22 protein-coding genes are annotated in these 16203 nt (G+C 70.4%); 12 read left to right on the forward strand and 10 right to left on the reverse strand.

The features are described 5' to 3' along the window. Window positions 1-2 precede the first annotated feature (2 nt). The 9 genes from ACIBI9_RS32290 (at window position 3) to ACIBI9_RS32330 (ending at window position 4805) form a co-directional block, all read left to right on the forward strand. A complete protein-coding gene (locus tag ACIBI9_RS32290) occupies window positions 3-1163 on the forward strand; it encodes an SRPBCC family protein (RefSeq protein ID WP_397227456.1) in 1161 nt (386 codons plus the stop codon). 67 nt (window positions 1164-1230) lie between these two features. Next, complete coding sequence (gene gvpJ / locus ACIBI9_RS32295; protein WP_397227920.1) at window positions 1231-1611, forward strand: gas vesicle protein GvpJ; 381 nt, start codon at window positions 1231-1233, stop codon at window positions 1609-1611. A 2-nt stretch (window positions 1612-1613) separates the two neighbouring features. Next, window positions 1614-2426 (forward strand): GvpL/GvpF family gas vesicle protein, encoded by an 813-nt coding sequence (locus tag ACIBI9_RS32300; protein WP_397227458.1) that lies wholly within the window; start codon window positions 1614-1616, stop codon window positions 2424-2426. Further along, window positions 2426-2689, forward strand: a complete 264-nt coding sequence (locus tag ACIBI9_RS32305) for a gas vesicle protein GvpG (protein ID WP_397227460.1) — start codon at window positions 2426-2428, stop codon at window positions 2687-2689. Before ACIBI9_RS32300 ends, ACIBI9_RS32305 begins: the two co-directional genes overlap by 1 nt. 4 nt (window positions 2690-2693) lie before the next feature. Further along, window positions 2694-3065, forward strand: a complete 372-nt coding sequence (gvpO, locus tag ACIBI9_RS32310; RefSeq protein ID WP_397227462.1) for a gas vesicle protein GvpO — start codon at window positions 2694-2696, stop codon at window positions 3063-3065. Then, complete coding sequence (locus tag ACIBI9_RS32315) at window positions 3062-3490, forward strand: gas vesicle protein (protein ID WP_397227464.1); 429 nt, start codon at window positions 3062-3064, stop codon at window positions 3488-3490. Before gvpO ends, ACIBI9_RS32315 begins: the two co-directional genes overlap by 4 nt. After that, window positions 3483-4259: a GvpL/GvpF family gas vesicle protein gene (locus ACIBI9_RS32320; RefSeq protein WP_397227466.1), complete on the forward strand. Its 777-nt coding sequence runs from the start codon at window positions 3483-3485 to the stop codon at window positions 4257-4259. The genes ACIBI9_RS32315 and ACIBI9_RS32320 overlap by 8 nt, the downstream gene beginning before the upstream one ends. Next, window positions 4256-4495 (forward strand): gas vesicle protein, encoded by a 240-nt coding sequence (locus ACIBI9_RS32325; protein WP_397227468.1) that lies wholly within the window; start codon window positions 4256-4258, stop codon window positions 4493-4495. The genes ACIBI9_RS32320 and ACIBI9_RS32325 overlap by 4 nt, the downstream gene beginning before the upstream one ends. Continuing rightward, complete coding sequence (locus tag ACIBI9_RS32330; RefSeq protein WP_397227470.1) at window positions 4476-4805, forward strand: gas vesicle protein K; 330 nt, start codon at window positions 4476-4478, stop codon at window positions 4803-4805. The genes ACIBI9_RS32325 and ACIBI9_RS32330 overlap by 20 nt, the downstream gene beginning before the upstream one ends. 6 nt (window positions 4806-4811) lie before the next feature. Here ACIBI9_RS32330 and ACIBI9_RS32335 read toward each other — a convergent pair whose 3' ends face one another. From ACIBI9_RS32335 to ACIBI9_RS32370, 8 genes are all read right to left on the reverse strand, one after another. After that, on the reverse strand, window positions 4812-5171 hold the full coding sequence (locus ACIBI9_RS32335; protein ID WP_397227472.1) for a hypothetical protein: 360 nt from the start codon (window positions 5169-5171) through the stop codon (window positions 4812-4814). Further along, window positions 5158-5535 carry a hypothetical protein gene (locus ACIBI9_RS32340; protein WP_397227474.1) on the reverse strand — a complete coding sequence of 126 codons (378 nt, stop codon included), beginning with the start codon at window positions 5533-5535 and terminating at the stop codon, window positions 5158-5160. The genes ACIBI9_RS32335 and ACIBI9_RS32340 overlap by 14 nt, the downstream gene beginning before the upstream one ends. Beyond that, window positions 5532-6407, reverse strand: a complete 876-nt coding sequence (locus tag ACIBI9_RS32345) for a divalent metal cation transporter (RefSeq protein WP_397227476.1) — start codon at window positions 6405-6407, stop codon at window positions 5532-5534. The genes ACIBI9_RS32340 and ACIBI9_RS32345 overlap by 4 nt, the downstream gene beginning before the upstream one ends. After that, a complete protein-coding gene (locus ACIBI9_RS32350) occupies window positions 6404-6706 on the reverse strand; it encodes a hypothetical protein (RefSeq protein ID WP_397227478.1) in 303 nt (100 codons plus the stop codon). The genes ACIBI9_RS32345 and ACIBI9_RS32350 overlap by 4 nt, the downstream gene beginning before the upstream one ends. Beyond that, window positions 6703-6834 carry a hypothetical protein gene (locus ACIBI9_RS32355; RefSeq protein ID WP_397227480.1) on the reverse strand — a complete coding sequence of 44 codons (132 nt, stop codon included), beginning with the start codon at window positions 6832-6834 and terminating at the stop codon, window positions 6703-6705. Before ACIBI9_RS32355 ends, ACIBI9_RS32350 begins: the two co-directional genes overlap by 4 nt. A 54-nt stretch (window positions 6835-6888) precedes the next feature. After that, complete coding sequence (locus ACIBI9_RS32360; RefSeq protein WP_397227482.1) at window positions 6889-7452, reverse strand: hemerythrin domain-containing protein; 564 nt, start codon at window positions 7450-7452, stop codon at window positions 6889-6891. A gap of 67 nt (window positions 7453-7519) precedes the next feature. Next, on the reverse strand, window positions 7520-8449 hold the full coding sequence (locus tag ACIBI9_RS32365) for a family 16 glycosylhydrolase (RefSeq protein WP_397227484.1): 930 nt from the start codon (window positions 8447-8449) through the stop codon (window positions 7520-7522). A 108-nt stretch (window positions 8450-8557) separates the two neighbouring features. Continuing rightward, window positions 8558-8953, reverse strand: coding sequence for a hypothetical protein (locus tag ACIBI9_RS32370; protein WP_397227486.1), 396 nt, complete (start codon window positions 8951-8953; stop codon window positions 8558-8560). 156 nt (window positions 8954-9109) lie between these two features. Here ACIBI9_RS32370 and ACIBI9_RS32375 point away from each other — a divergent pair, with 156 nt between their 5' ends. Continuing rightward, window positions 9110-11230: a hypothetical protein gene (locus ACIBI9_RS32375; protein ID WP_397227488.1), complete on the forward strand. Its 2121-nt coding sequence runs from the start codon at window positions 9110-9112 to the stop codon at window positions 11228-11230. Between the two features lie 2 nt (window positions 11231-11232). On the opposite strand, the gene ACIBI9_RS32380 is transcribed toward ACIBI9_RS32375, so the two are convergent. Beyond that, complete coding sequence (locus ACIBI9_RS32380; RefSeq protein WP_397227490.1) at window positions 11233-12894, reverse strand: hypothetical protein; 1662 nt, start codon at window positions 12892-12894, stop codon at window positions 11233-11235. Between the two features lie 170 nt (window positions 12895-13064). Here ACIBI9_RS32380 and ACIBI9_RS32385 point away from each other — a divergent pair, with 170 nt between their 5' ends. Continuing rightward, window positions 13065-14843: a cellulase family glycosylhydrolase gene (locus ACIBI9_RS32385; protein WP_397227492.1), complete on the forward strand. Its 1779-nt coding sequence runs from the start codon at window positions 13065-13067 to the stop codon at window positions 14841-14843. A gap of 59 nt (window positions 14844-14902) precedes the next feature. Next, window positions 14903-15985 carry a cellulose binding domain-containing protein gene (locus tag ACIBI9_RS32390; protein WP_397227493.1) on the forward strand — a complete coding sequence of 361 codons (1083 nt, stop codon included), beginning with the start codon at window positions 14903-14905 and terminating at the stop codon, window positions 15983-15985. Here the strand turns inward: ACIBI9_RS32390 and ACIBI9_RS32395 are convergent. Further along, complete coding sequence (locus ACIBI9_RS32395; protein WP_397227495.1) at window positions 15978-16187, reverse strand: MbtH family protein; 210 nt, start codon at window positions 16185-16187, stop codon at window positions 15978-15980. The genes ACIBI9_RS32390 and ACIBI9_RS32395 overlap by 8 nt on opposite strands. Window positions 16188-16203 lie beyond the last annotated feature (16 nt).

Consider the following 16203-nt stretch of genomic DNA (forward strand, 5'->3'; position numbering starts at 1 on the left):
CCATGGCGCAGGAGAGCAAGGCCGGGCCGGCCCAGAAGGTCGCGCAGGAGGTGCTGCCGAAGGACCTCCTCATGGAGGGGGCGCAGAAGCTGGTCCAGGCTCTGGTGGAGCGGGCGCTGTCGTCTCTCACCGATCGGCTTGAGGGCATGACGGGCCGGCTCACCGACTTCGCGGAGGGTGGCGGAAGCGGCGGACTGTTGAGCGCCATCACCGGATCGGAGGGCGTAGGTCCGGGGAAAATCCTCGGGAAATCGCTTCTGTCCGGAGCGGGGACGGCAGTGAAGGAGACGCTCAAAGGACTGGGGAAGAAAGGGAAGAAGGCCGGGAAGGCGCGGATCGTCAATATCGTCGAAGGGATTGATGTGGGGGCCCCGATCCGGGTCGTCTATAACATGTGGACCCAGTTCGAGACTTTCCCGGGCTACATGAAAAAGGTGGAGAACGTCGACCAGGAATCCGATCAGAAGGTCAACTGGAAGGCGCAGATCTTCTGGTCCCACCGGACCTGGGAGTCGCACATCGTCGAGCAGGTGCCCGACCGGCGGATCATCTGGCGGTCGAAGGGGCCCAAGGGCTACGTCGACGGCGCGGTGACCTTCCACGCCATCACTCCCGACCTCACCCGCATCCTGCTCGTCCTCGAATATCACCCGCAGGGCGTGGTCGAGCGCGTCGGCAACATCTGGCGGGCGCAGGGCAGGCGGGCGCGCCTGGAGTTCAAGCACTTCCGGCGGCATGTGATGACGCAGACCATGCTGCATCCGGAGGAGGCGGAGGAAGACGGCTGGCGTGGCGTGATCCACGACAGCAAGGTCGTCAAGACGCACGAGGAGGCCGTCGAGGAGGAGCGGGCCGAAGAAGAGGAAAGGCCGGAGGAAGAATACGGCAAGCCCGAGGAGCCGGAGGCAGAAGAGAAGGAAGAGGAGCCCGAAGCAGAAGAGAAAGAAGAGGAGCCCGAAGAGGAAGAGGAAAGAGAGGAGGAGCCTGAGGCCGAGTACGAAGAGGAGCCGGAAGAAGAAGAGGAAGAAGAAGAGAGAACCCGTCGCCCCGCCGAGACCGCCAGGAGTCAGGGTGCCCGGCGTCCGGTGCGACGGCGTCCCGCGGAAGAGGAGGAAGAGCCCCGGCGGCCGGTGCGCCGCAGGGTGGCGACCCGACGTGGGTGATGCCGCCGGCAAAGCGGGGTGACGATCGAGGAGCGAGGAAATGACTGTACAACCCGCGGCGGGCGGAATGGCAGAGCGTCCGACCCCGACGGGTCTGGCGGACGTGATCGACACGATCCTCGACAAGGGACTGGTGATCGACGCCTACGTCCGGGTCTCACTGGTCGGCATCGAAATCCTGACCATCGACACGCGCATCGTGATCGCCAGTGTCGACACGTACCTGCGCTTCGCCGAGGCCGTGAACCGGCTGGACCTCGCCGAACAGGGCCAGGGCCTGCCGGAGATCATGCAGGAGATGAAGGGCGGCCAGATCGGCGACAGGACCAAGGACATCACCCAAGGGGTGCTGGAAGCCGCGGGGGACAAGCTGCACGAGCTCGTCGGCGATTTCACCGAGGACTCCGAACGCAGGCCCGCCCGGCGTCGCCAGAGGGAGGAAGGCTGACCATGGCCGAGTCTGTCGACACCGCCCCCTCCGCGACCGAGGAGGAGCGCACACCCCTGGACCGGGGCCTCAGCACCTACGTCTACGGGATCGTGCCGGAGGACGTCCAGGTCTCCGACGAGGCGCGCGGCGTGGGCACCCCGCCGGCCCCCGTGCGCCTGGTACGGCACGGCGAGATCGCGGCCCTGGTGAGCGAGGTGGCGATCGACCGCCCGCTGGGCACGCCCGACGACCTCGTGGCGCACCAGCAGCTGCTGGACGCCACCGCGGCCGAGGTCCCCGTGCTTCCCCTCCGTTTCGGCGCGGTGCTGACGAACCGGGAAGCGGTGGTGGGCGAACTGCTGGCCCCGCACCACGACGAGTTCCGCGCCGCCCTCGGCGAGCTGGAGGGACGGGCCGAGTTCGTCGTCAAGGGACGCTACGACGAGCGGGCGGTGCTCATGGAGGTGCTGAACGAGAACGTCGAGGCGGCCCAGCTGCGCGACGAGATCAGGGGCAAGCCGGAGGCCGCGACCAGGGAGACGCGCATCCGGCTCGGCGAGTTCGTCAACCAGGCGGTCAGCGCCAAACGGGAGGCCGACACCGAGGCCATCCTCGACAGGCTCGCCCCGCTCAGCGTCTTCACCGTCGTACGTGACCCGTCCCACGAGCAGGACGCCGTCCACCTGGCGCTCCTGGTCGAGAACGACCGCCAGGGCGAGCTGGAGGACGTCGTGGAGGAGTACTCCAGGCTGTGGGCGGGGCGGATCGAGCTGGAGCTGCGCGGCCCGCTGGCGCCGTACGACTTCGTGGTGAGCTCCGGGGAGGGCGGCTGATGGGCCTGATCAGCCTCGTCTTCGGCTGGCCGCTGGCGCCGCTGCACGGCGTGATCCGGCTCGGTGAGCTGATCCAGGAACAGGTCGAGCGGGAGATGCACGATCCGAAGGTGGTCAGGCACCGGCTGGAGGAGATCGAGGCGTCCCGGGCCGCCGGCCTGATCTCCGAGGAGGAGGAGGCCCTGGAGATGCAGGAGGTCCTGCAGGGCATGATGGGCGGCCCCGGTCCGGTCGAGCCGATGTGGCGGGATCAGGGGAGGTGATCCTGTGCCTGAGAGGCGAAGGTCTCGCGAAGAGGGGGTTCCGCCTCCGGGGCGTTCGAGAGACCCCGCCGGCGAGACCACCGAGCGGCCGAGGCGTCGCCCTCGTGGCCTGTCCGCCGCGACCGCGGGCGAGTTCGGGCTGCAGCACATCGCGGACCTGACCCACAGGGAGACGGAGGGCGTGACCCGGGTGAAGCCCGAGGACGACGGGTGGCTGGTCAACGTCGAGGTCGTCGAGGACCGGCGCGTCCCCTCCTCCGGCGACATCCTCGCACTCTACGAGGCCGAGCTGGACACGGAGGGCGATCTGCTCTCCTACCGGAGGCTGCGGCGTTACCGGCGTGGCAGCGGCGACTACCAAGAGGAGCCGCGATGACCGAGCAGTACCGGCCGGGGGTCGTGGGACGCCAGTCCTACCCTTCCTCGGTGTCCTCGGGGCGCGAACCGGCCAACCTGGGCGACATCCTCGAGCGGGTCCTCGACCGGGGCGTGGTGATCGCCGGGGACATCCGCGTGAACCTGCTGGACATCGAGTTGCTCACGATCAAGCTGCGGCTGATCATCGCCTCGGTCGACACCGCCAGGGAGATGGGCATCGACTGGTGGGAGCACGATCCCTGGCTCACCGGCAAGGACCAGGCCCTCGTCGAGGAGAACCGCCGCCTGCGCGACCGGGTCGCGGCTCTGGAGGAGGGCCGGCCCCGGCGCCGTGCCATCGAGCCGATCGAGGGCGAGGTCGAGTCCGTGGAGGACCGGCCGGTCAGAAGGACGGAGGCGAGAAGGGACGAGCGCGGTGGATGACGCGGGCACGTACCTCTACGCCGTGGCGAGCGACGTGGCCGTCCCCTGCCCGGAGGGCCTGAAGGGAGTGGCCGGCCGGGACGTGCGCGCCATTGCCCAGTCCGGTCTCGTCGCGTACGTGAGCACCGTCCCGCTGGACCAGTTCGGCGAGGAGCCGCTGCGGCGATCCATGGAGGACCTCGACTGGCTGGGCGCGACCGCCCACGCCCACCACCACGTGGTGGAGGCGGTGGCGCGGCTGGGGCCGGTGGCCCCGGTGCGCCTCGTCACGGTCTACAGCGGCGAGGAGCAGGTCCGCCGCCTGCTGGAGGAACGGCACGACGACTTCGCCGACACGCTCGCACGCGTCGCGGGCCGGCAGGAGTGGGGGGTGAAGGCGTACGTGGTGAAGACCGAGGCCGCCCCGGTGGCGCCCGAGCCGAGCGGCCCGGAGCCGGCCAGCCCCGGCACCGCCTACCTCAAGCGGCGCCAGGCGAGCCTGCGCACCCGCGAGGAGTCGTGGCGGGACGCGGGGCAGCACGCCGAGCGCATCCACGACGCCCTCAGGCGCGTCGCGGTCGCGAGCCGGCGGCATCGGGCGCAGGACCCGCAGCTTTCCGGCAGGGACGAGTGGATGGTCCTCAACGGCGCCTACCTGGTCGACGAGGAGCGCGCGGAGGAGTTCGCACAGGCTCTGGACGAGCTGCGCGGGCACGGGATCGAGCTGGAGCTCACCGGCCCCTGGGCGCCCTACTCGTTCACGGTTCTGGAGGAGGGAGGCCCGCGGTGACCCACGACGCACCCCCGCGCGGCGCCGTCCTGGCCGCGGAGGAGCGCCTGCCGGCGGAGCGGGTGGCGCTGGTCGACCTGCTGGACCGGCTCCTGGCCGGGGGCGTGGTGGTGAGCGGGGACCTCGTCCTGTCCATCGCGGACATCGACCTGGTACGCATCTCCGTTCGCGCGCTGATCATGTCGGTTCGCGAATCCGACACTTTCGGGAGCTTCGATGGCGAGACCAGGAGATGAGCCGGCCACCCGGGTGCGCGAGGCGCGATCCAGCCGCCTGCGCATCGAGGCCGACCGGGAAGCGGTGGAACGTGACCTGTCGCGCCTCGTCCTCACCCTGGTCGAGCTCGTGCGCCAGCTGGTGGAGCGGCAGTGCGTGCGGCGGATGGAGCAGGGCGACCTGTCGGACGAGCAGGTCGAGGTGCTGGGCGTGACGTTGATGCGGCTCGAGGAGGCCATGACCGAGCTGTGCGAGCGCTTCGACCTGTCGCCGTCGGACCTGAACCTCGACCTCGGGCCGCTCGGCACGCTCCTCCCCGAGGACCGCTGACCCGGCTCAGGGGTCGCTCTCCCGGTAGAGGTCGTGGACCGAGGCCAGCTCGTGCTGGGGGACGCGCAGCAGGATGCCGAGGTCGTCGATCCTGTCGACGTGCTCCCACGGGACGTAGCGGGTGTGGCGGTGCAGCACCTGGAGCAGGGCCCTGACCAGCCAGGGGCCCTTGATGGCCGGGCCTCGTTCGTAGCCGAACAGCCGCCCGGTGTGGCGGGTCACGACGATCAGGCCGGCCACCCGGAAGGCGTTGTGGACCTGCAGGAGCAGGGGCCCGTCCTGCACCAGGCGCACATCGGCGACCTGGCCGACGGTCCGGCCCGCGCTGTCGCGGACCGGGCGGGAGAGCAGGTCACTCAGTCTCATGCGATGCTCCGGGGATGGGGTCGACGAGGTGGGTGCGGACCCAGCGTTCGAGCGCGGGCCGGTCCAGGTCGCCGCCGACGTGTACGGCACTGGCGATGCGGCTGACGTCCGCCATCGGGATGCGGGGCGGGGCCTGGGCGCCGAGCAGGCGGGCGACGCCTGTCATGAGCCTGCCGAGCACTCCTCCGATGCGCGGCCCGAGCGCGAGCGGTCCCATCAGAATCGCGGTGACGTACGGCCGGCGCTGATCGTCGAAGGCCAGCTCCAGATCGTCGACCTTGCACACCAGGCGGCCGTCCCTGTCGTGCACGACCTGCCGGTCGAGCAGGTGCAACTGGGCGTGCAGGACGCGTGCTTCCGTCATTGGCCCGCCTTCGTGGCCAGCATGAGGGGGATGGCGGCGATCGACACCGCGACGAGGAGGATCATGAAGACCGTGCCCAGGGTGTTGGAGAAGCCGCCGTTGACCTTGCTCCCCATGTAGTCCCGATCGTTGGCGATCATCAGCACCGGCAGGTACGTCAGCGGCAGCGCCGCCGCCGAGAACACCAGCGAGTACTCGGTCACCATGATCGGGTCGATGGTCGTCAGGATCAGCGCGGTCGCCACGATCATCACGATGAGCACCGTGGCGTGGAAGCGGCCCGCCTCGCGCGGGCGTACCCGCTTGCCCCACTGCCAGCCGAAATACTGGCTCAGGCAGTAGCCGGACGACAGCGCCACCTCCAGCGTCGCGCCGAGCGTGGCCGCGAACACGCCGAGGATCACCAGCGCCAGCCCGATCTGGCCGGCCCCGAGCGCGACCGGCAGCACCATCTGGTCCAGCGAGTCCACCTGCACGTGGACCGGCAGGAACACCGTGGCCGCGCACGCCACGACCGGCACCCACAGCAGGTAGTTGACGCCGGTGGCCAGCTCCAGGGCCAGCGCCGCGCCGCCGATCTCGGCCGCCACCGTCATCGCCAGGATGAAGAACGACGCGCCCAGGTTCGCCAGCCCCGCCTTCGGGCCGAGCCGCTCACGCACCAGGTCGAACACCGCCCGCCCCGAGACCGGCGCGATCCGGCCCGACATCTCGGCGAACACGCAGATCCCCAGCACGCCCAGCAGCACCACCCACGCCAGCGACATGCCGAAGCGCGAGCCCACCAGGGCGTTGGCGACCAGATCGCCGATGTCCACGAAGCCGCCGATCGCGGTGAGGATTCCGAGGGTTATGCCCAGGAACCGCTTCATTCGTGCTCGTCGAACCGCCGCAGGCTCTCGCCCAGCCCCGCCAGCTCCCGCGCCGCTCCGGCCGGATCCTCGTCGTTGACGCCCTGCACCTGCTCGGCCGCCGTCGTCAGGAGCACCTTCAGGTACGGCCGGGTCAACTTGCCGTTGCCGCCGACGGCCAGCCGCACCACCTCGACCGTCGAGCCGACCGCCTCCGCCGACGAGGCCGCCTTCAGCTCGTAGTCGCGGTCGTTCCGCGCCGGACTCGAACACCCCGTCACCAGCAGGCACACCAGCGCTAACGCCCACGCTCGCCTCATGCGCGGCGCCGCGACAGCAGGTACGCGAGCGTGCCCAGCAAGGCGAGATACTGTCCCCAGGCCATCAGTAAGACAAGGCCCTCATCCATCATGAACATCGACTGCCCGAGCCGACGACGAACAGTCACGGATGATGACGCTGCTCAAAGGCAGGGCACTGACGGCCTGGGGACGGATTCAGTTCAGGAGCGTCCCCGGCCGGTGAGGGCATCGCGGATGCGATCCACCAGCCCCGCGCCCGGTGCCAGCAGCTTGTTGGCCGGCGGGGTGTCGGGCGCCGACGGATGCGGCCTGGTCGGAGCCAGCTTCTTGGCCCGCTGCACCTTGGCCCCCAGCTCCGTCAGCTCCTCGGGCGCGCAGGCCTCGCGCAACCGCGGGAACAGGTCGTTCTCCTCCTCCCGGACGTGCGCACGGATCTGGCTCATCAGCAGATCCGTGGTGGGCCAGAACTCGGCGTCGCCCGGCTCCAGCCCCTCGAGCCGGTTCATGGTCTCTTCGGCGTCGGCGTGCTCGGAGATCTCCTGATCGGCCAGCTTGCCGCCTCCGGGGACGTGCTCGCGGACGGCCGGGTACAGGTACTGCTCCTCGGCGATCGAGTGCCGGACCAGTTCGATGACCACCTGCTCGGTCAGCGTCTTGGCTTGCTCGCCGATCGCGCCCCTCATGTGGTCGAGCTCGGAGAACATCTGCTCGACCTCACGATGGTCGGTGACCAGGACCTCGATCACATCTTGCTGCGTGTTCATGAGAGCCTCCTCTCGCGGCCCCCATTCCCACTGACAGTGGCCGAAACCTGCCACGGCGAGGCTGTCGTCAGGCGACCGTACGGCCGAACCACACGTTGCGAGCGCGGAAATAGGTGTCGCCGTCAGGACCGGGGCGCTGGTCGGCCCAGCCGTCGTCGCCCTCCTCGATATTGGAGGCCCAGGAGCCCATCTGCAGATTGATGATGAGCCGCTGCGGGACATCGGCCCAGCCGTATCCAGTGTGGGTGTCCACGTAATCGCCGTCGAAATAGTAGTCGAGCTTGACGTCGGCGCCGCTCTTGTACATCCAGACGCGATACTTGTGAAACCCGTCATTGGGGTCGTCGACGGGGACCTCGGAACGCTGGTACGTCGCCGCTCCACCGGCCGTCTTGTAGTGCGTGTTGAAGAAGTTGACGGCCTCGCCCTGCTCGTTGACGCCGACGTATTCCAGGATGTCGCTCTCCGGCGGCCACGCCGCCCCGATGCCGGTGGTCCAGAACGCCGGCCAGATGCCCGGCCCGGTCTGGGTCTGGAACTCGCCTTCGATGTCGTACTCGGGGAACTCGTCGCTGACGATGATCTCCGGCTTGGCGTGGATGGCTCCGGAGCGGTACCACAGCGGGGCGTGCGGCTCATGCGGGCTTGTCCCGGGCGAGGCGGACAGCCGGGTCGCCTTGAGGGTCAGCACGCCTTGACTGAGGGAGACCTGGCCGGCGTCCATTTGCGCGGCGCCATTGTGGGTGTCCTCGTCGCCGTCCCAGGGGTACAGATGATTCCACGACGCGTTGAAGGCCGTTTGGCTGTCGAAGGAGGATTTCTCGACGAGGTTCTGCCAGGTGGCCGCGCTGCGGCGGGCGCGACTGGGGGCTGAGGATTCGGCCTGGGCTCCGGAAGGTATGAAGGAAAGCCCCAGGCCCATGCCGCCGGCTGCCGCCGCCGAGGCCAAGAATTTACGCCGATTGATTTCCTGATCGGACATTTCTTCCTTACGCACGATGAGAGTGGGGGAATGCCACCGGCGGCCCTGATCGGGTTAATGATCATGGTCAGGCGGACTCAGTATGCCTCATCGTCCGTCACATCCGCCACCACAGTCCCGCCCTTATCGCGGTTCGGATGGCCCTGGCGTACCGAGGTTGATGGAGCCGGAGACGTCGCCGGCCTGGATGACCGTGCCGGTGATGCGCGCGTTGCCGCTGATGGTGTTGCTCACGTCATGCTTGTACTGAAGGAGCCGGGCCGTTTCGCCGGCCCAGTCCGCCAGTGACCGCTGGAACTCGTCATCCGCGTGCGCGTGCTCCACCAGGACGCGCGTCGTCTCTTCCGGTGACCTCGTGTCAGCCTGCTCCAGGGCGGCCGTGACGGCGGCATCCGTGCCGAACCGTCGCCGTACGAGAGCCGTCAGCGAGCCCCATGCGCTCTTGCCGGCCTCGCCCGCGGCGCCGCCGACGATGGCGGAGACCACCGCCGTCAAGGTGGCGATGACGCTCGGATCCATCGCTCCTCTTTCACGTGTGAGAGGTGTCCTTCGAGCGTAGAGCCGCACCGGGGCGAGCGAGCGCGGGACAGGCACTCATGCCGATCGGTTATGGCTTCCCTTGCCAACGTCCCGGCCGGGGGAACACTCCTGAATCGTGACCGGCGAAGAGCGTTCATGGGCGAGGCGGGCGTGGTGAGCGCCGACGGGGGCGGAAGTGTCCGCAATGAGCTCTCCGGGCAGGTGACCGGCGCGGTGGTGCAGGCCGCGGACGTCGGTGTCATCAACATCGGCGCCGTGCCGCCGGCTCCCGTCCGGGTTCCGCGGCAGGTGCCCGCGGAGCCGCCCGGTTTCGTCAACAGGACCCTTGAGCTGTCGTTGCTCGATCGGCACCTCGCCGACGGTCCCGCCGTGGCGGTCATCAGCGGCCTGAAGGGGGTCGGTACGAGCGCGGTCGGGCGGCGCTGGGCCCACCAGGCGCGAGAGCGCTTCAGCGACGGCCAGCTCTACGTGGATCTCGGGGCGTTGCGGCACGGCGGAGCGACCGGGGTGAGCGACGTCCTCGCCGCCTTCCTGCGGGCGCTCGGTGTCCACGAGAGCTGGATCCCGGAGGAGTTGCCGGAGCGGGCGGCCATGTTCCGCTCGATGACGGCGGGGTCGCGGCTGCTCGTCCTGGTGGACGACGCGGAGCACGCCGCGGAGGTGACTCCGCTGTGCCCGGCCTCGCCCGGCAGCGCCGTCGTGGTGACCAGCCACCGTCAGTTGCGCGGGCTGCTCGCCGCGGGCGCGGTGCCCATCACGATCGGCCCGCTGGACGTCGAGCAGGGGCTGCGGCTGCTGGCCGGGATGCTCGGGGAGGAACGAGTCGACGGCCAGCATGCGCATGCCATCGAGCTGGTGCGATTGTGCGGCGGTCTGCCGATCGCCCTGCGGATGGCCGGTGCGCAACTGCTGCGGCACCCGGCATGGTCGGTCGAGCGGCTGCTCCGGGACCTGGCCAAGGCGGAACGGCGTCTTGACCGGGCGGCGTCGGAGGACGGGGTGTTCGTGGACGCGTTCTTCGAGGCTGTCTATGAGGGATTGCCGGAAAGCGCCGCCCGGCTCTACCGGCTGCTCGGCGTGCTGCCCGGCAGCGCGTTCAGCCCGGGGCTGGCCGCCGCCGTGCTGGACGACGAGCCGGATCAGGCGCTGGACCTGCTGCTCGACGCGCATCTGGTGGAGGAGTTCGCGCAGGACCGCTACCGGATGCATGACCTCGTACGCCTGCACGCGGCCCGCCGTGCGCGAAGCGTGGACCCGCCCGAGACGCGTGAGCCGGCGCTGCGGCGGGCGGCCGAGTGGTATCTGACCGGGGCGGCCGCCGCCGACGCCGCGATGGGCAGGAGGTTGCGGCTGGCCGACCACGGTGAGCGGCTTTCCGGCGCCGGCTGGTCGTTCGCCTCGCGAGGTGAAGCCCTCGACTGGCTCGACGCCGAACGCGCCGACCTGCTGGCGGTGCTGCGCGCCGCCGCCGCGCGCGGGTGGGACGAGATCGTCTGGCAGCTGGCCGAAGCGCTCTGGCCGCTGCACCACGATCGCGGCTATCACGCCGACTGCGCCGAGGCCAACGCTCTGGGGGTGGAAGCCGCGCTCCGCCTGGAAGCTCCCGCCGTGGAGGCGAGGATGCGCAACCAGGTGGCGCGCGCCCAGCTGATGCTCGGCGAGCTCGACCAGGCTCGCGATCAGCTCGTACGGGCCCGGCGGGCGGCACGCGCGTCCGCCGACCCGAGGATGGAGGCGGTGATCCTGGAATCGCTGGGCCGGGCCGCCCTCATCCAGGCGGAGCCCGATGCCGCCGCCGAGAGCTTCGCCGCGGCCCTGGCCATTCACGAGCGCGCGGGCAACGGCCGAGGGGTCGGCATGCAGCAGTACCACCTCGGCCTCGCCCACCTGGACGCCGGCCGGCACGGGGAAGCGGCGGCCGCCCTCGGTCGCGCCCTGCCCCTCATGGTCGCCGCCGGAGACGCGCTCAGCCAGGGGCGGATCCACCTGGAGCTGGCCAGAGCCCAGCGCGGGCTCGGACGTCGTGCCGACGCGATCCGGTCGGCGCGGGCCGCCGCGGAGATCACGCGCGAGTGCCGGGTGCCGGTGAAGGAGACCCAGGCGTGGGAGCTCCTGGCGGAGCTGGCCGAGGACGGCGGTGACCGCGAGGAGGCGGCGGACTGCCTGCGGCGGGCCCTGGCGGTCTGCCTCGCCTCGGGCAACCTGCCCAGGGCCGAGACGTTGCGTGCCCGCCTGGCCGCCGTGGACCGTCCCTGATCTCAGGCGTCACAAGGGCCGGCGTCGATGACGGCCTGCCGGCCGCCCACCCGTACGGTGATCCCGGAGCCGAGCTCCTCCAGGCTCCGGCCCCGCACCAGCCAGCCGTACACCGCGGACGGCAGGCAGCGGGGATCGACATCGCCGAGGGTGCTGACCCGCAGGCGTTCTCCTTCCCTCAACGTCAAGTCGATCGACCGGTCGCCGGCGATCTCGGCCGTCATGAAGCAGCCGGGGTACCGTCGCAGCGTCTCCTGAGCCCAGCCGGGCCGCGTGTCCCGGCCGACCACGATCGCGGCGTTCTCCAGCAGCCGCGGGTTCACCTCCTCGGCGTCCACGACCAGATGCGGGTCACGCACCTGGCCGCCGGGTCGGCGCTCCAAGACGGCGGGGTACCGGCGTACGGTCACGCAGTCGTGGCCGACCACCGCTTCCACCTCGAAGGAGAGCACCTCGTCGCACTCGGGCAGCGGATCGGCGAGTGGCCGGGCAACCGCGGGTGCGGCGGGCTCGGGCAGCTCCATCAGCCCGTACGCCAGGCGCCGCAGCAGGCCGTCCGCCTGGCCGGGCAGGCCGAGGGTACGGCCGGTGATGTCGTCGTGCGGTCCGTGGGTCGCCATGACCTGCTCGATCTGCGGCAGGACGGCGCCGGCCGGGTTCAGCCGGGGCAGGGTCCGGGACAGCAGGGCGGTGGGGGAGTCGGGGTCGAGTTCGTCCGCCTCCCGCCCCGAGGAGGCCAGGAGCACCGGACGGCCCAGGGCGGCGCCGTAGAAGGTGACGGAGCCGTGATCGCCGACGATGACGTCCGAGGCCACGAGCGCGGCCTGCCAGCCCTGCTGCGGCGGGAGCAGCAGCAGGCCGCCGTCACGGGCGTCGGCCAGCCACAGGCGTACCTGCAGTCCGCCGTGGCCGTACCAGGCGTTGGGGTGTGCGGCCAGCACGACCTGGTATTCGTCGACGGGCAGCTCGGCCACCAGCCGGGCCACCAGGTCGCCGTTCGCGCCGAGCAGGGAATGCTCGCCCCACGTGGAGCTGACCAGGACCAGCTTGCGGTCCGGGCCCACCTGCAGGGCTCGCCGATAGCGGTCGCGGCGGGCGAGGTTGGCCCGGATCCGGTCGAACACCAGGTCGCCGACCACCACGGCCCGCGGGACCGCCTCGGGGCAGTCGCGCTTCAGCCGCGCCAGTTGCTCGTGATGCGACAGGGCGATGGCCGCCGGCACGATCCTGCCCTCGTGGACGAGCTGGCGCCGCGCCAGGCCCGAGACCCCGCCCTCAGGGCCGTCCGCCGGGTTGAGGAGCCGGTTGTACCCGGCACCGTGCGGCACCACCAGCAGCGGGGCCTTCAGCTGGTGCAACGCGCCGTTGGCGCTGGCCGAGACGGCCAGGTGGAACGGCGTCTCCACGGCCTGCGACCAGGGCACGGTCCGCGCCTGGACGCTGCGCAGGTAATCACCGACGCCGTCGCCGAACGCCGAGCCGGCCGCGACGGTGAACAGCACCTGCACGCGAGGGTCGGACCGGAACAACGGCAGGATCTCGAGCAGCCGGCCGGCCGAGGTCACCGTGCGCGCCACCGCGAGGACCGTGCGGCTGGAGCCGACCGTGCGCCACCGGGACGCCTCGTCCCCGACCGGCACGCGAAGCCGGCGCTCGCCGCTCACCGCCCCTCCTCACAAACTCGCATGATGAAAGTTTCAGCAGCGTTCGCCGCCTTATTCAAGGTCGGCGCGGATGCCCCATCCCCGGCGCCGGGCGCGTTGTTGCGAAGCGGACCGGTCGGGAAGAACGTTTGGGAGCGCTCCCATTCATAGAGAAGTCACGGAGAACCCCCATGTCCATCCCCTCGTGGCGCAGAGCCGCGACGGCCGCGGCCGCCGTGCTGCTCGCCGGGTTCGGTCTCGCCACCGTGCAGACCGCCGCTGACGCCGCCGTGTCGTGTTCGGCCACCTACTCCAAGGTCTGGGACAACGGCAGCGCCTTCGGCGCCAACATCACGGTCACCAACACCGGTGACCCGTTGACCACGTGGTCGTTGGGCTTCGACTTCCCCGGCAACCAGGTGATCACCCAGATGTGGGAGGGCGTGCCTACCCCGGCCACTCCCACTCCGGCGGGTGCGGCCGTCACCGTCAACCCGACCTCCTACAACGCCGCCAAGGGCACCGGGGCCACGTGGACCGTCGGCTTCAACGGCACGTACACCGGCGTCAACACCCCGCCGCCCAGCGTCTCGTGCGCCGGCAACGGCACCGGAGGCCCGCAGCAGCAGGCTCTGGTGGTCTCCGCGACCAGCGTGAACGTGCCCGAGGGCGGGACCGCCGGCTACACGGTCCGCCTCCAGTCGCAGCCGTCCGGCAACGTGACGGTCACCAGCACCGCGGGCACCGGCGACAGCGACATCACCGTGAGCGCCGGCGCCTCCCTGACCTTCACCACGGCCAACTGGAACACCCCGCAGAGTGTGACGCTCCGCGCCGCGCAGGACACCGACAGGTTGAACGGCACCCGGCCCATCAGCGTCGCCTCCTCCGGCCTGACCAGCGTCACGGTGAACGCCACCGAGGCCGATGACGACGACGGCACCAATCTCCCGGCACCGAGCCTGCGCGTCTCCGGGAACAAGCTGGTCGCCAGCAACGGCAACACCTACCGGCTGCTGGGCGTCAACCGGGCCAGCGGCGAGTTCGCCTGCGTGCAGGGCAAGGGCATGTGGGACAGCGGCCCGGTGGACAAGGCCTCGATCGACGCCATGAAGGCGTGGAACATCCACGCGGTCCGGATCCCGCTGAACGAGGAGTGCTGGGTCGGCACCAACGGCTCGCCCAGCGGCGCCACGTACCAGCAGAACGTCAAGGACTACGTGAACCTGCTCGTGAACAACGGCGTCACGCCGATCGTGGAGATGCACTGGAACTACGGCCAGTACACCGGTCAGGGCGCCGGCTGCTCCGACACCGCGGCGACCTGCCAGAAGCCGATGCCCGACGCGCAGTACGCGCCCACGTTCTGGACCGGCGTGGCGAACGCGTTCAAGGGCAACAACGCGGTCATCTTCGACCTGTTCAACGAGCCCTACCCGGACGCCGCCGCGAACTGGAACGCGACCGCCGGCTGGACCTGCTGGCGCGACGGCGGCACCTGCACCGGCATCAGCTACCAGGTGGCCGGCATGCAGTCCCTGGTCAACGCCGTGCGCGCCACCGGCGCCACCAACGTGATCATGCTCGGCGGCCTGACCTGGTCCAACGACCTGAGCCAGTGGCTGACCTACAAGCCGACCGACCCGGCCGGCAACCTGATGGCCGCCTGGCACACCTACAACTTCAACGCCTGCTCCAACGTCTCCTGCTGGGACAGCCAGGTCGGCGCCGTGGCCGCGCAGGTGCCCGTGCACGCCGGTGAGATCGGGCAGAACTCCTGCGCCCACGACTACATCGACCAGGTGATGGCCTGGGCCGACGCGCACGGCGTCGGATACACGGCCTGGACCTGGAACCCGTGGGGCTGCAGCCAGGGCAACGTCCTCATCACCGACTACAACGGCACCCCCACCAGCACGTACGGCGAGGGCTTCAAGGCACACCTGCTCACCCAGAACCCCTACTCCTAGAACCCCCGGCCCGGCCCGCCACCAGGCGGGCCGGGCCGCCCGCACACGGGGAGTCACCGATGCTTCGCCGATCCCACCTGTACGCCCTCCTCACCGCGCTCCTGCTGGCGGTCACCCTCGGGGCCGCCCTGCCCGCCACGTCCACGGCGGCGCCCGTGCGCATCATGCCGCTCGGCGACTCCATCACCGCCGGGCCCGGCTGCTGGCGCGCCATGCTCTGGCACCGCCTGCAGACGACCGGCTACACCGGCATCGACTTCGTCGGCAGCGACCCCGACGGCGGCTGCAACTACGGGTACTCCTACGACGGCGACAACGAGGGCCACGGCGGCTATTCCGCCACCGGCATCGGCGACCAGAACCAGTTGCCGCCGTGGCTGGCCGCGGCCAGGCCCGACATCGTCCTCATGCACCTGGGCACCAACGACATGTGGGGCGGCTTCATCCCGACCAGCACCGTCCTGGCCGCGTACACGAAGCTGGTCGGTCAGATGCGGGCGAGCAACCCCAATATGAAGATCATCGTGGCGCAGATCATCCCCATGAATCCGTCCGGCTGCCCCACCTGCGCGGCCAGCGTGACGGCGCTCGACAACGCGATCCCGGGCTGGGCCGCCGGCCTCACGACCGCGCAGTCGCCCATCGTCGTCGTGGACCAGTGGACCGGCTTCAACCCGGCCACGGACACCGGCGACGGGGTGCACCCCAACGACGCCGGCTTCCAGAAGATGGCCGACCGCTGGTACCCGGCCCTCGCGCGGGTGCTCGACGGCGTGATCCCGCCGACAACGCCCACCCCCACCCCCACCCCGACCGTGACCCCTACGTCCGGTGACGGCCGGTGCACCGCCACCTACCGGGTGATCTCCCAGTGGGGCGGCGCCTTCCAGGCCGAGGTCACCGTGAAGAACACCTCCACGCGCGCGGCCTCCGCCTGGACGACGACCCTCACCTTCGCCGACGGCCAGCAGGTCCGCGAATCGTGGAACACCGCGCTCACGCAGAACGGCGCCACGGTCACGGCACGGAACGCCGCCTACAACGGCGGCCTGCCGGTCGGCGCGTCCACCGCGTTCGGCTTCAACGCCACCTGGAACAACGCGACCAACACGCCGCCCCAGGTGAGCTGCGTGCTCAGCTGAGCCCCTCGGCCAGCGAACGTGGGCGCAGGTCGGTCCAGTGCCGCTCGATGTAGTCCAGGCAGGCGGTGCGGCTGTTCTCGGGGAGGACGACGGTCCAGCCGGCGGGGACCTCGGCGAAGGAGGGCCACAGAGAGTGCTGGTTCTCGGCGTTCACCAGGACCAGGAAGCGGCCGTCGGCGTCGTCGAACGGGTTGGTGGTCATGCTTGATCCCTTCTGG

The organism is Nonomuraea sp. NPDC050451 (assembly GCF_044458585.1).